The organism is Proteus sp. G2674 (assembly GCF_009915195.1).
GTDB classification, from domain to species: domain Bacteria; phylum Pseudomonadota; class Gammaproteobacteria; order Enterobacterales; family Enterobacteriaceae; genus Proteus; species Proteus mirabilis.
Genome location: NZ_JAABLS010000012.1, coordinates 88,513 through 102,003, shown reverse-complemented (window position 1 = coordinate 102,003; position 13,491 = coordinate 88,513). Strand labels below are relative to the sequence as shown.

Genomic DNA, 13,491 nt, shown 5'->3' with positions numbered 1-13,491 from the left:
AATTTTATATAGGGAACCGTTTAGGAATAATTATGGTATCCACACATATTGGTTTTCCGACAGAAACTGTCATTGTTTTTGTTGTACTTGCGATAGGCGCTATTTTTATCGATTTATTTATGCATCGTGCAGATAAGCCGATAACGTTAAAGAATGCTGTTTTTTGGTCAATATTCTGGGTAGTCGTTGCCATGGCATTCGCGGGTTTTTTATACGTCCACCATGGTGCAGAAGTTGCAAGCTTATTCGTGACGGGTTATGCATTAGAGAAAGTACTGTCTGTCGATAACCTATTTGTCATGATGGCGATTTTCTCTTGGTTTGCGGTTCCTGATCGTTTCCGTCACCGCATTCTGTATTGGGGGATCATTGGTGCCATTGTATTCCGTGCGATCTTTGTTGCTATTGGTACCGGCTTATTAAGTTTAGGGCCTTACGTTGAGATAGTCTTTGCTCTGATTGTTGCTTGGACAGCCGTAATGATGCTGAGAAGTGGGAATGATAGTGAAGAAATTGAAGACTATTCACAGCATCTTGCTTATCGCCTAGTAAAACGATTTTTCCCTATATGGCCAAAAATTACTGGACATGCCTTCTTATTAACACAAAAAGAGGTTGATGTAGAGTTAGCAAAACCGGAAAACAAAGACATAACTATCGGGCGAGGTACAAAAGCTGCGTTATATGCGACACCGCTTATGTTGTGTGTGGCGGTGGTAGAGCTTTCTGATGTGATGTTTGCTTTCGATTCGGTGCCTGCAATCATTGCCGTTAGTCGTGAGCCACTGATTGTTTATAGTGCAATGATGTTCGCTATTTTGGGCTTACGTACTCTCTACTTTGTGTTAGAGGCATTAAAACAGTATCTGATTCACCTTGAAAAAGCGGTTATTGCATTGCTGTTCTTTATTGCTGTAAAGCTGGGGCTTAATGCAACAGATCATATTTGGCAGCATGGATATAGCATTTCCGCGACAACCAGCCTATTCGTAGTGCTTGGTGTTCTTGCTCTGGGTATTCTGGCAAGTTTTGTATTCCCAGAAAAAAAGAATAAATAAGGTAAATAATGATAACCGATATTCTTGGGAAATTAGAATATCGCAACATAAATTGAAGAGGTTGAAGATGAGCGTTTCTCTTTCTAAAGGTGGTAATGTTTCTTTAAGCAAAGCAGCCCCAACGATGAAAAACGTCCTAGTCGGACTTGGTTGGGATGCCCGTTCTACAGATGGTCAAGATTTTGACTTAGATGCATCTGCATTTCTGTTAGCCGCTAATGGAAAAGTACGTAGCGATGCCGATTTCATTTTTTATAACAACTTAAGATCTGCTGACGGCTCTGTTGTTCACACTGGTGATAACCGAACAGGTGAAGGTGATGGTGATGATGAAGCACTAAAAATCAAACTAGATACCATCCCCAGTGATGTCGAAAAAATTATCTTTGTAGTGACTATCCATGAAGCGCAAGCGCGTCGTCAAAGCTTTGGTCAGGTATCTGGTGCGTTTATTCGTTTAGTTAATGATGACAACCAAATTGAAGTTGCTCGTTATGATTTAACGGAAGATGCATCAACGGAAACGGCGATGTTATTTGGTGAGTTATATCGTCATAACGGTGAGTGGAAATTCCGTGCTGTAGGCCAAGGATATGCAGGGGGCTTAGGCTCAGTATGTGCGCAATATGGTATTAACGCCTCTTAATCGTATGTTATGAAATCACAAATTACTGGCAATTATTCCTAATTGTCAGTTTATTCAACACAGTAGGAGCTTTGATATGGCTGTTTCCCTTGTTAAAGGTGGTAATGTTTCGCTAACTAAAGAAGCACCAACCATGACGGTGGCTATGGTTGGTTTAGGATGGGATGCCCGCGTGACAGATGGCGCTGAATTTGATTTAGATGCGTCAGTATTCATGGTCGGTGAAGATGGAAAAGTGCTTTCAGATGCAAGTTTTATCTTCTTTAATAATAAAGTGAGCCAATGTGGTAGTGTTGAACACCAAGGCGATAATCGTACTGGAGAAGGCGAAGGTGATGATGAACAAGTCAAAATCACTTTATCCAAAGTTCCTGCTGAAGTGAAAAAACTGGTTTTTGCTGTCACTATTTACGATGCTGAAAACCGCAAACAAAACTTTGGTATGGTGAGCAACAGTTTTATGCGCGTTTATAATAACGACAATAACACTGAAATTGCACGTTTTGATCTTTCTGAAGATGCCTCTACGGAGACGGCGATGATCTTTGGTGAACTCTATCGTCATGGTTCAGATTGGAAATTTAAAGCAGTAGGCCAAGGTTTTGCGGGTGGTTTAGGTGCACTAGCCGCACAACATGGCGTCAATATTTAATCTTTCGCTAATAAAAGCGCCAAGATGACTAGATAAATAGTTAGTTTATGGATAAAGCGGGAAAATACGTTTCCCGCTTTATTTTTATATAATCACTTATGAGTCTTTTTTAAGCGTTATTTTAATAGGTGATTTTTTTGACTTATTACTTCCTGTGTGGAAATAGCGCCAATGTGGATCTTGTGCAGCATAGAGTAATTCATGATCACCACGTGAATCGCCCCACGCTCTTAAGTGGTATTGAGTAAGATCGCCATAGACTCGTTCTAATCGTTTGATTTTTTCGCCACAACGGCAGTTATTGCCAATGATTTTTCCTGTCAGCACACCATCAACCACTTCAAGTGTTGTTCCTATTAACTTTATACCGAGTCGATCCGCAAAAGGTTGTAACACCATAGCCGGAGAAGCTGAACAAATGGTCACTTCAGCATGACGGTTAATCTCTTCAGCAACGGCTAATAAACCTGCAGGACGCATTAACTTAGTCCAGTAGGCTTTACAAAAGGCTTCGGCTTTTTCTTTGAGCCATTCTTCTTTGATATCGGTTAAAAAAGTTTTAATCAGCACTTCTTTTAATTCATCACGAGTCAGTTTACGTCTAAAACAACGTAATGTGGGGAATACCATTTTGATAATACGACGAGCAAATTTACGTCGTCCAAAGGCAAACTTTAGAAAAGGGATAAAGCTATCGTGATAGGTTAAAGTACCATCAAAATCAAACACTGATAATGTTTTTACGGTGTTTTTTGCGTTTTCAAATTGTGGTTGCATAAATATTGAGCTCCGTAAATCATCAGAGTTTATGAGGTAAAGCGCCTATTATATCATTGTTCTCAAAATGAGATAGTCTCATCAGTATCTTATTGAAAAAATAAGGTTTTTATTTTTAATCGTTGATGATATTAGTCATATAAAATGAAAATTGATATTGAGCATAAAGAAGAATGCACTAATTGATAGCGGGTTATGTTTTAAAAGAATTGGTTTGTTTTATTTTATAATATATCAATAATTATAGTAGTTATTAAAAATAACTTATTTTGTTTATGATATAAAAATTTATTTAAAATAAAAATCAATGACCTAGTGCTATCTCTAATAATTAAATAAAAATATCATTATGTCGATAAAAAATAAATCTTATCGATATGCGCATATAGGTATTTTTATCATGAGTATTAAACGAACCGTAAAATTAGGCTCTTCTTTACTGTTATTGATTTTTATTCTATCGTCTGCCTTATCTTCATTTTTTATTTATAAAATGCAGCACAACTTTACTCAAGTTGATGTCCTATCTGCACGTTATGACGATGTTTTGATGGCTCGTTATCAACTGGCTATTATGCGTTCTAATGTCAATTATCTATTACAAGACAAAGATAGTCGTGTCGCAGATCGTAATAAACTTATTCAGCAAAATAAAAAGCTAGCTATCATGGCTAAAAACACCATGGAAACATGGGTGAAAGAGAAGAAAATGACTGTTGCTGCACAAAAAGATGCTGATGATATTTCGACGTTATTTTATAGTCTTATAGATAGATTAGTTTTGGCACCCAATAAATTATCGACAATAGATATAAAATCTAATCAGTTTGATCAAGATTTTGAACATCTTGATCAATTATTTGAAAGGTATATTCAGACTAGAAATAAAAATAGTATCTATCTTACTCATAAACAAGATTCAATGGTTGAGTTTTCTATCTACTCAACAATTATATCATTAATTATTTTATTAATTGTTTTGTACTTTGTGCTTCATTGGATCAATAAAACCTTTGTCTCTAATCTTAATACATTGTCTGAGATATTAAATAAAGTAGGTAATGCAGACTTGGTTTTTTCTGTACCACAAGTAAAAAATGATGAGTTTGGTAAACTTTTTTCCCGTGTCAGTGATATGCAAAAAGCATTAACCTCGACAATCTTTTCTGTCAAAAAAGAGGCTATGGATATAAAAGGGGGCGCATTTAAAATTGCTTCTGGTAATCAAGAGCTTTCATCTCGTACAGAAGAACAATCCAGTGCTTTACAACAAACCGCTGCCAGTATGGAGCAGATCAAAATAGCCGTTGCTAACAATACCGATAACACAATTGAAGCAAATAATATTATTAATCAATCTACTGACATTGTTATGGATGGCGCTAATGTCATGAAAGAAGCCGTGTTATCGATGAAGAAAATAGAACAAGGTGCAGTGAAAGTTGGGGAAATTAATGATGTTATTAATAAATTAGCCAATCAAACTAATATTTTGGCCTTAAATGCCGCCGTAGAAGCAGCAAGAGCAGGCGAACAAGGGCGTGGGTTTACCGTTGTGGCCGCTGAGGTACGGAACTTAGCCGCAAAAAGTGCTGAAGCAGCAAAAGAGATTAGCCAAGTTCTTAAAGCATCTATCAATGATGTTACCTATGGTACAAATTTAGTGAATAAAAGCGGTGAGTGCATGCAAGAGATTGTCTCTTCTATTTCAAAAGTAAACAAAATCATGCAAGGGATTAGTTTAACGTCTGAAGAGCAACGTCTTGGTGTCGAACAAATTGCAGTAGCAATAAATCAAATGGATACGGTAGTACAACAAAATGCCTCTTTGGTCGATCTCGCCGCCTCTTCTACCATGATGTTAAACGATAAAGCACAAGTGCTGATGGATAATGTCGCAGTCTTTAATATTGACGATCTCGAAAAAGAGCCAGAGCAGAAACAAGAGTTAATCAATGAACAAGAATAAACTACCATAATAGTATAAAACATCATCTTTTATCACTGAGGGTGGTGTGCGTAAAACATTTGTGTCGATAATTCTGATTAATGAGTAAATAAAATCTATCCACTGCCGATATATGAATACATTTATGTTATTTAATTACCGGGGTGGATTATTTCATGAGTATTGAAAGAACAGCGAAAGTAGGCTCTATTATACTATTAGCTATTTTCTTAGTGACATCAGCTTTATCATCGTTTTTTATTTATCAAATGCAGGATAATTTTGCTTCATTAAACTCGTTAACCACGAGATTAAATAATGTACAAGAGGCAAGGTATGAGCTAGCAACCATACGCTCTCATGTTAACTTTCTGGTCAATATTGGTCATGAAAATTTAGATAAGCAAGAAACCAAAGCTCGATTAGTTTCTGAAGCTAAAACATTAGCGGCTAAATCAAAAGAGACAATTAACGCTTGGGAAAGGGAAAGCAAAATCAGTGCTGACGCACAAAGAAACTCAGAACAATTATCGGCACTATTTATCAAACTCGTCGATACTATTATTGCGCCTATTGATACGCTAGCTTATGAAAATATTGATTTATCGAAAGATTTTTCCAAACTTGCTGAGTTGTTTGATGAATATTTAGTGATAACTCAAAATGTTAATGATCAAATTGAAGACGAACAAAAATGGATGTTTCAACTCTTTATTTACACTACATGTATTGCTTTAGTGATACTGATTGGACTGCTTTATTTAGTGATCCGTTGGGTTAATAAAACCTTTCTCTTTAACCTCAATACGCTCTCTGCCATTTTGCAAAAAGTGGGAGAAGGGAATTTAAACTTCTCGTTACCCAAAAATAGAAAAGATGAGTTTGGTACACTATTTTCTCATGTCGGTGATATGCAAAATGCGCTGACATCGACTATTGGTTTGGTGAAAGAAGAAGCATTAGTGATCAAAAGCGGTTCAGCAGAAATCGCAGCGGGTAATCAAGATCTCTCTTCTCGTACTGAGGAGCAAGCGAGTGCATTGCAACAAACCGCAGCCAGCATGGAAGAGATAAAAATTGCGGTAGTGAATAATACCAATAATGCCGTATTAGCAAACTCTATCACTGCACAAACGCGTGATTTGGCTATCGATGGCGCTAGCATTATGAATGATGCTATTACTTCGATGAAAAAAATTGAAGTCGGTACGTTAAAAGTCGCTGAAATTAATGACGTGGTAAACAATATTGCCAGTCAAACCAATATTCTTGCGTTGAATGCAGCAGTGGAAGCCGCTCGTGCAGGGGAGCAAGGGCGGGGCTTTACAGTTGTTGCAACAGAGGTTCGCAATTTAGCCGCCAGAAGTGCGGAAGCCGCTCGTGAAATTAATCAGATTATTCGAGCTTCTGTGGCGGATGTCGCACATGGTCGTGAACTGGTTAATAAAACCGGTGAGCATATACAAGAAATTGTCACCTCAATTACCAAAGTAAGCGATATCATGCAGGGAATTAGCATTGCATCGGAAGAGCAAAAAGTGGGAATTGAACAAATAGCCGTTGCGATAAATCAAATGGATTCTGTGGTTCAGCAAAATGCGGCTTTAGTAGAACAAGGAGCCACCTCAACCATGATGTTAGATGAAAAAGCACAAAATCTGACCGATAAAGTATCAGTTTTTCAAATCAAAGAATAAGCTTATCTTTAATTAATACATTAATATTTTAGTAAAAATAAACTCACCTTAGTTGCAATATTAGGGTGAGTTTTTTTATTTTATGGCTAATCGATAAGGCGACTATTTCTTTTCTCTTCGTTTATTATTGAAAAATAATTATAGACAGCGCAAACTTTAGTGTTGTTAATAGTGCAATATAAAAACAGATAACTATTCCCTTCACCTGCAAATGACGAGGTTATTGCGTATCGATATTAAACAGTTATTTTATTTAATCGCTTTGGATAAAACGCAACATTTTGGTCAAGCTGCCGAGATGTGCCATGTTACGCAACCTACCTTATCAATGCGATTACGTAATTTAGAAAAAGAGCTTGATGTGGTTCTTATCAAGCGTAGCTCTCGCTTTGAGGGATTTACCGAAGAAGGCGAGAAAATATTAAAATGGGCGAAAACTATGCAATCTGCTTACGATGGATTACAAGCAGAAGCCGCTAACTTTCGACAGCAACTATTTGGGCAACTGCGTATAGGTATTGTGCCTTTAACCAATTTAAATCCTATGCTGATGTTGCAGAAAATATCGGCACTATTCCCTGAGATAAGTTTTCAGGTGCTCTCAACGAATAGTGAAAATATTATAGATCGTCTTAATAGTAATAGTCTTGATATTGGTATCTGCTATTTGGAAAAAGCGAATACTCAACAGCATGAAATTTATGCATTAAAACAAACGGAGTTAGGGCTTTTATTTCATCGCAATCACTTTATGCCTTCAACAAGAACTATCTCGTGGCATGAAGCGGTTAAACAACCATTGGCTTTATTAAATAAAGAAAATCATTTTAGGCAATCCGTGGATTTAGCTTTTCAGCGTTATAACTTACACCCCAAGGTGTTGGTCGAAAGTAGTTCTACATTACATCTTATACAATCAGTTAATGCAGGGTTTTGCGCCTCGATTGTCCCTATTGCTAAAGGTATGGAAAATCTCAGCCAAGATCTAGATGTTGTACCTATTGTTGATGCAACCATTAATGCCCCATTGGGGGTTGTGATCCGTAAAGAAGAGCCGCGCTCTATATTAATTGAAAAATGTTTTGCACAAATGCGTACTTACTTAGAAAGTACAGGTCTATAGATGGATAGAGATAAAAAGGCGAGTATTAATAAATAGCTCGCCTTTGTTTTTTATTTTGCGTATGAATTATGATTAAGCGACTTGTGTTTTTTTATCATAAATTCTGACAGGTATTGCTTTATAAGAGGGGGTACCACTCTCTTTATCAATATAATCTAATGGTACAAGGACATTGGCTTCTGGGTAATAAGCGGCCACTGTGCCAGGGGCAATGCTAAATGAAACAACTGTAATATTATCAAGTTGTAGTTTTCTATTTTCACTGACCGTTTCAATGGTGATTTTATCACCTTCGTTTAAGCCTCTTGCTATCATATCGACATTATTCATAAACAGTATATCGCGTCTACCAAAGATGCCACGATAGCGATCATCAAGTGCATAAATGGTCGTATTATATTGGTCATGACTACGAATAGTGACTAAACGAAGAACATCATCACCCATGACCATTTTATTCTCTTTTACACCTTTAAATACCGAGAACATGGCTTTACCTGTGGGGGTATCCCAAACTCTCTCAACGGCAGGGAGTGGCATACGGAAACCCCCGGGGACACGAATTCGTTGGTTGTAATTATCAAATCCGGGAATGGTTTTTTCAATCATATCGCGAATAAGCTCATAACTTTCCGTAAATCTTAGCCATGGGGTTTTGCTATCTGTCAGTGTTGCAGCAGCCATTTTTGCAACAATGACAGGCTCTGATTTTAATAATGGTGAAGCGGGTGTTAATTTACCAGAAGAGGCATGCACCATTGACATTGAGTCTTCGACCGTGATGGATTGACGACCTAATGCTTGTACATCTAATTCTGTTCTCCCCAAACAAGGTAATATAAAGGTATTTTTTGCCGTTAATAAATGAGAGCGATTTAATTTTGTGCCGATGTGTACACTTAAATCAAGCTTTCTCATTGCAGCAAATGATTGTTGAGGGTCGGGTAATGCCACGGCAAAATTACCCCCTAAACAAATTAACGCTTTTGCTGTGCCATCAACCATCGCTTGCATTGCGTTAACTGCATCGTGACCATGTTTATAAGGTGGTTTAAAACCAAAAGTTTGTTCTATTTTTTGTAAAAATTCGACAGATGGTTTTTCTGTGATCCCAACAGTTCGGTTACCTTGCACATTAGAGTGCCCACGTAATGGACATATGCCAGCACCCGGCTTACCAATATTCCCTTTCATTAATAACAAATCAGCAATCAGACGCACATTCGCTGTACCTTTGTTATGTTGGGTGATCCCCATACCATAGGTAATAATGGTGGCCGGAGAATTGGCATAAAGGAGTGCGACACTCTCAATATCTGCTTGCGAAAGGCCACTTTCACTTTCAATATCTTGCCAAGAAGTTTGTTTAAGATCTTCAACTACGGCTTCAAAACCTAGTGTATGCTCAGCAATAAAATCGTGGTCGAGAATGTTTCCACGCTCATTATCCCACTCAATTAAGGTTTTCATAATGCCTTTTAACGCCGCAGCATCACCACCGGCTTTGACTTGATAATAAGATGAGGCGATATTGGTTGAGCTATAAGTCGCCATCTCAATAACACTTTGAGGGTCGGTAAATCGCTCTAAAGCACGTTCTTTCAATGGATTAAATACAACAATAGGTACACCACGACGAGCTACTTCATGCAGTGTTCCCATCATTCTTGGGTGATTAGTTCCAGGGTTATGTCCAATGGCAATAATGAGTTGAGTATTATCAAAGTCATCTAAAGAAACTGTGCCTTTACCTATGCCAATCGATTGAGGTAAGCCTACACTAGTCGGTTCATGACACATATTTGAGCAATCAGGAAAATTATTGGTGCCATATTCTCGCGCAAACAGTTGGAATAGATACGCGGCTTCGTTGGAAGCTCTACCTGAAGTGTAGAATTCAACACTATCAGGTGATGGCATATTTCTTAATAGCTCACCAATACGAGTAAATGCTTGCTCCCAAGTCACAGGACGAAGAATGTCAGTATCTGCATCATAAGCGAGAGGATGGGTTAAACGACCGTAGCCTTCTAATTCGAAGTCTGACTTTGTCAGCAATTCTGTTACGGTATGTTGTGCTAAAAATTCAGGTGTGACTCTTTTTTTTGTTGCTTCCCATGTGACCGCTTTAGCTCCATTTTCACAAAATTGGAAAGTAGAATGATGCTCTTTGTCTGGCCATGCACAGCCGGGGCAATCAAAACCATCAGGCTGATTAGTATTAAGCAATGTTTTAGGTGCAATAAAAGTATCCATTTGAGTGCGTACCGCGATAGCTGTTGCTTTTAATGCCCCCCATCCTCCTGCGGGTCCATTATAGGGTTTCACTCCAGGAATAGGTGATTTTTTCTTACTCATATAGACATTCCTAAAACGTTAATAATAATATTTAATGATGAATAGTTGGCAGGTGAATATAAAAAGCAATAAGGTTATATAATTTAAAATATATTGTTTACTAGAAATAAAGGATATATTTAGACTTATTAATACCAATAAATAATAAGTTATTGGTATTAACATTATATAATCTGCAATTCTTCTGTTACTTAAGAAGTTAAAATAATGTAATTATATTGTCAATGAGCAAAATAGGCTAAATGACGCTTTATAACTTTATTTTATATGATGATAGAGCATATCTATCGTGTGATAAAATCAATTTATTTGACTCTCTGTTATTACTTGGTTAAAAATGTTAATACGCTAATGGACAAGTTTTTTAAACTTGATTTATTGAAAAAATGACGAAATAACAGTTTGTTGGCTACCATGGTATCGTTATGTGATTTATTGCGTAATGATTTTTTGTTGTTCTCTTTTTTAGTAATTAAGAGAGGGGAATTTAAATAGTATATCTATATAAACTCACTATTTTCAGTTTTTACTTTCTGAAAATAAAGTGAAGTTAATCAGCATTCATAATAAAAACTAAATAAGATTTTTGTGAGAAAAATATAATTAGGATAATAGAAAATGAATAAATTTATAGAATATAGATTTATATCGAGAGAGGCATTATGTTTGGATTAGATGCTTTTCACCTAGCAAGAATACAATTCGCGTTTACCGTTTCATTTCATATTATATTCCCTGCTATCACCATAGGATTAGCTAGCTTTCTAGCCCTATTAGAAGGCCTATGGTTAAAAACCAAAGAACCAAGTTACCTTTCTCTATATCAGTTTTGGATAAAAATTTTTGCCGTAAACTTTGGTATGGGTGTGGTATCAGGGTTAGTGATGGCATATCAATTCGGGACTAACTGGAGTGGTTTTTCACAATTTGCCGGTAGTATCACAGGGCCGATGCTAACTTATGAAGTCTTGACCGCCTTTTTCTTAGAAGCGGGATTTCTTGGCATTATGTTGTTTGGTTGGAATAAAGTGGGGCGAAAACTTCACTTCTTTGCAACTTGTATGGTAGCGCTTGGCACATTGATTTCTACTTTTTGGATCTTGTCATCCAATAGTTGGATGCAAACACCACAAGGCTATGCTATTGAAAATGGTGTTGTCGTGCCTGTTGATTGGCTACAGGTCGTGTTTAATCCTTCCTTCCCTTACCGTTTATTGCATATGTCTATTGGGGCTTTTTTAGCCAGTGCTTTATTTATCGCCTCTTGTGCCGCGTGGTTATTATTAAAAGGACAAAATACAGCACCTGTACGAAAAATGTTTTCTATGGCCTTATGGTTAGTACTAATTATTGCCCCCATACAAGCGTTTGTAGGTGATGCTCATGGATTAAATACACTAGAACATCAACCGGCTAAAATCGCAGCTATAGAAGGGCATTGGGATAATGCAACGAAAGAAGCGACTCCGCTGATTTTATTTGGCATCCCAGATATGGCAGAAGAAAAAACAAAATATGCGATTGAAATTCCTTATTTAGGTAGCCTGATCCTTACCCATAGCTTAGATAAGCAAATTCCGGCATTAAAAAGTTTTGCACCGGAAGATAGACCTAATTCTAGCATTATATTTTGGTCATTTAGAGTCATGGCAGGTTTAGGTATGCTGATGATTTGCTTAGGTTTGTTGAGCGTTATTTTACGTAAGAAGAAAAGACTCTATCACTCACCCTTTTTCTTACGCTTTGCTTTATTAATGGGGCCTACAGGACTGATTGCGATCCTTGCGGGGTGGTTTACCACAGAAATTGGCCGTCAGCCTTGGGTTGTTTATGGTCTACAACGTACCAAAGATGCCGTTTCTGCTCATGGTGATATTCAAATGAGTTTGAGCTTATTGGCCTTTATTTTGGTTTATTTTTCAGTATTTGGCATCGGGTATTTTTATATGGTGCATCTGATGAAGAAAGGCCCTGTAGTGCTTAAATCCGACCAATTAACACAGGGTGAAAAATAATGAATATTGATTTTTCGATGATTTGGTTTGCGATCATTATTTTTGCCACACTTATGTATATTATTGCAGATGGATTTGATCTGGGGATTGGCATTATTTTGCCTTTTACCCGAGATAAAATACAAAGAGATACCATGATTAATAGTGTGGCACCAGTTTGGGACGGCAATGAAACATGGTTAGTATTAGGAGGGGCTGCGCTCTATGGTGCTTTTCCTCTTGCCTACGCAGTTATTATTGATGCGTTAACAATACCACTGACATTGATGCTTATTGGGCTTATTTTCCGTGGTGTGGCATTTGAATTTCGCGTTAATGCACTTCCTAAACATCGCCTATTTTGGGATTCAGCTTTTATTGGTGGCTCTTTTCTTGCTACTTTTTGCCAAGGGATCACGGTAGGTGCAGTTATTAATGGTTTTAATGTGACAGGGCGCCATTTCAGTGGCTCGGCATTGGATTGGTTAACACCATTCCCTATTTTCTGTGGTTTTGCTTTGTTAGTCACTTATGCATTGTTAGGCAGTTCATGGTTGATTATGAAAACAGAGCATCAACTGCATCGTAAAATGTGCACTATAACGGTGTATCTGGCTATTACATTGCTGGTGGTTATTGCAATAGTAAGCTTATGGACACCACTTACACATGCAGATATTGCACAACGCTGGTTTAGTTTACCTAATTTATACTTTTTATTACCTGTTCCGTTGCTCGTATTGGCTTGTGCTTGGGGCATTGTTCGTAGTGCCTATAACTATGGTCATTATCAGCCTTTTCTATTATCACTTTTATTGGTACTTATTGGTTTTGCAGGATTAGGGATCAGTATCTTTCCTTATATTATTCCACCTTCTATTTCGATTTGGCAGGCGGCAGCACCTGTTTTAAGTCAGCAATTTATGTTAGTTGGAGCGGTTATAATTATTCCTGTGATATTAGCCTATACCAGTTGGAGTTATTATGTATTTCGTGGAAAGGTAAATGCCAATGAAAGTTATCATTAGTCATTTTTTAACAATAAAACCAACGAAAAATAAAGCTCGTTGGTATCAACAAATCGGATGGATGATAATTATTTGGTCTTTAAGTGTATTAAGTCTTGCAATTATCGCCTCATTATTTAAATTATTAATGTACAGCGCAGGAATGAGAACGCATTAATAACATAAAAAATGTATTGTTAATAAAAAAGGCAGTGTTATTAATTAACACTG

Annotated in this window: 11 protein-coding genes; 9 read left to right on the top strand and 2 right to left on the bottom strand. The window is 37.2% G+C overall.

What is annotated here, in order from left to right; all coding sequences use genetic code 11:
* Positions 1-32: 32 nt before the first annotated feature.
* From GWI58_RS04085 to GWI58_RS04075, 3 genes are all read left to right on the top strand, one after another.
* Complete coding sequence (locus tag GWI58_RS04085) at positions 33-1,058, top strand: TerC/Alx family metal homeostasis membrane protein (RefSeq protein ID WP_004245605.1); 1,026 nt, start codon at positions 33-35, stop codon at positions 1,056-1,058.
* 67 nt (positions 1,059-1,125) lie between these two features.
* Positions 1,126-1,704 carry a tellurium resistance membrane protein TerD gene (gene terD, locus GWI58_RS04080; RefSeq protein ID WP_004249446.1) on the top strand — a complete coding sequence of 193 codons (579 nt, stop codon included), beginning with the start codon at positions 1,126-1,128 and terminating at the stop codon, positions 1,702-1,704.
* A 76-nt stretch (positions 1,705-1,780) separates the two neighbouring features.
* Positions 1,781-2,356, top strand: coding sequence for a TerD family protein (locus GWI58_RS04075; RefSeq protein WP_004245603.1), 576 nt, complete (start codon positions 1,781-1,783; stop codon positions 2,354-2,356).
* Between the two features lie 96 nt (positions 2,357-2,452).
* On the opposite strand, the gene GWI58_RS04070 is transcribed toward GWI58_RS04075, so the two are convergent.
* Positions 2,453-3,133, bottom strand: coding sequence for an HAD family hydrolase (locus GWI58_RS04070; protein ID WP_004245602.1), 681 nt, complete (start codon positions 3,131-3,133; stop codon positions 2,453-2,455).
* Positions 3,134-3,533: 400 nt separating this feature from the next.
* Between GWI58_RS04070 and GWI58_RS04065 the strand changes: the two genes are divergently transcribed.
* The 3 genes from GWI58_RS04065 to GWI58_RS04055 all read left to right on the top strand — a co-directional run bounded on the left by GWI58_RS04065 (position 3,534) and on the right by GWI58_RS04055 (position 7,901).
* Entirely contained in the window at positions 3,534-5,102 is a 1,569-nt protein-coding gene (locus tag GWI58_RS04065) for a methyl-accepting chemotaxis protein (RefSeq protein WP_161768915.1), read from the top strand.
* Between the two features lie 155 nt (positions 5,103-5,257).
* Entirely contained in the window at positions 5,258-6,778 is a 1,521-nt protein-coding gene (locus GWI58_RS04060; RefSeq protein WP_161768914.1) for a methyl-accepting chemotaxis protein, read from the top strand.
* Between the two features lie 211 nt (positions 6,779-6,989).
* Positions 6,990-7,901, top strand: coding sequence for a LysR family transcriptional regulator (locus tag GWI58_RS04055; RefSeq protein WP_094959282.1), 912 nt, complete (start codon positions 6,990-6,992; stop codon positions 7,899-7,901).
* Positions 7,902-7,973: 72 nt separating this feature from the next.
* Here GWI58_RS04055 and GWI58_RS04050 read toward each other — a convergent pair whose 3' ends face one another.
* Positions 7,974-10,259, bottom strand: a complete 2,286-nt coding sequence (locus tag GWI58_RS04050; protein ID WP_161768913.1) for an FdhF/YdeP family oxidoreductase — start codon at positions 10,257-10,259, stop codon at positions 7,974-7,976.
* A 662-nt stretch (positions 10,260-10,921) separates the two neighbouring features.
* Here GWI58_RS04050 and GWI58_RS04045 point away from each other — a divergent pair.
* The 3 genes from GWI58_RS04045 to GWI58_RS04035 are packed head-to-tail and all read left to right on the top strand — an operon-like array spanning position 10,922 to position 13,438.
* Positions 10,922-12,274 (top strand): cytochrome ubiquinol oxidase subunit I, encoded by a 1,353-nt coding sequence (locus GWI58_RS04045; RefSeq protein ID WP_020946211.1) that lies wholly within the window; start codon positions 10,922-10,924, stop codon positions 12,272-12,274.
* Entirely contained in the window at positions 12,274-13,281 is a 1,008-nt protein-coding gene (gene cydB, locus GWI58_RS04040) for a cytochrome d ubiquinol oxidase subunit II (protein ID WP_046334929.1), read from the top strand. Before GWI58_RS04045 ends, cydB begins: the two co-directional genes overlap by 1 nt.
* Positions 13,259-13,438: a DUF2474 domain-containing protein gene (locus GWI58_RS04035; protein WP_012368332.1), complete on the top strand. Its 180-nt coding sequence runs from the start codon at positions 13,259-13,261 to the stop codon at positions 13,436-13,438. Before cydB ends, GWI58_RS04035 begins: the two co-directional genes overlap by 23 nt.
* The last annotated feature ends 53 nt before the right edge of the window (positions 13,439-13,491 follow it).

Excerpts from the sequence above, each read along its gene's own strand:
- GWI58_RS04045 (WP_020946211.1), top strand. The coding sequence starts at position 10,922 with ATGTTTGGATTAGATGCTTTTCACCTAGCAAGAATACAATTCGCGTTT.
- GWI58_RS04070 (WP_004245602.1), bottom strand. The coding sequence starts at position 3,133 with ATGCAACCACAATTTGAAAACGCAAAAAACACCGTAAAAACATTATCA.
- GWI58_RS04035 (WP_012368332.1), top strand. The coding sequence starts at position 13,259 with ATGCCAATGAAAGTTATCATTAGTCATTTTTTAACAATAAAACCAACG.
- GWI58_RS04075 (WP_004245603.1), top strand. The coding sequence starts at position 1,781 with ATGGCTGTTTCCCTTGTTAAAGGTGGTAATGTTTCGCTAACTAAAGAA.
- GWI58_RS04060 (WP_161768914.1), top strand. The coding sequence starts at position 5,258 with ATGAGTATTGAAAGAACAGCGAAAGTAGGCTCTATTATACTATTAGCT.
- GWI58_RS04050 (WP_161768913.1), bottom strand. The coding sequence starts at position 10,259 with ATGAGTAAGAAAAAATCACCTATTCCTGGAGTGAAACCCTATAATGGA.
- terD (WP_004249446.1), top strand. The coding sequence starts at position 1,126 with ATGAGCGTTTCTCTTTCTAAAGGTGGTAATGTTTCTTTAAGCAAAGCA.
- GWI58_RS04065 (WP_161768915.1), top strand. The coding sequence starts at position 3,534 with ATGAGTATTAAACGAACCGTAAAATTAGGCTCTTCTTTACTGTTATTG.
- GWI58_RS04055 (WP_094959282.1), top strand. The coding sequence starts at position 6,990 with ATGACGAGGTTATTGCGTATCGATATTAAACAGTTATTTTATTTAATC.
- GWI58_RS04085 (WP_004245605.1), top strand. The coding sequence starts at position 33 with ATGGTATCCACACATATTGGTTTTCCGACAGAAACTGTCATTGTTTTT.
- cydB (WP_046334929.1), top strand. The coding sequence starts at position 12,274 with ATGAATATTGATTTTTCGATGATTTGGTTTGCGATCATTATTTTTGCC.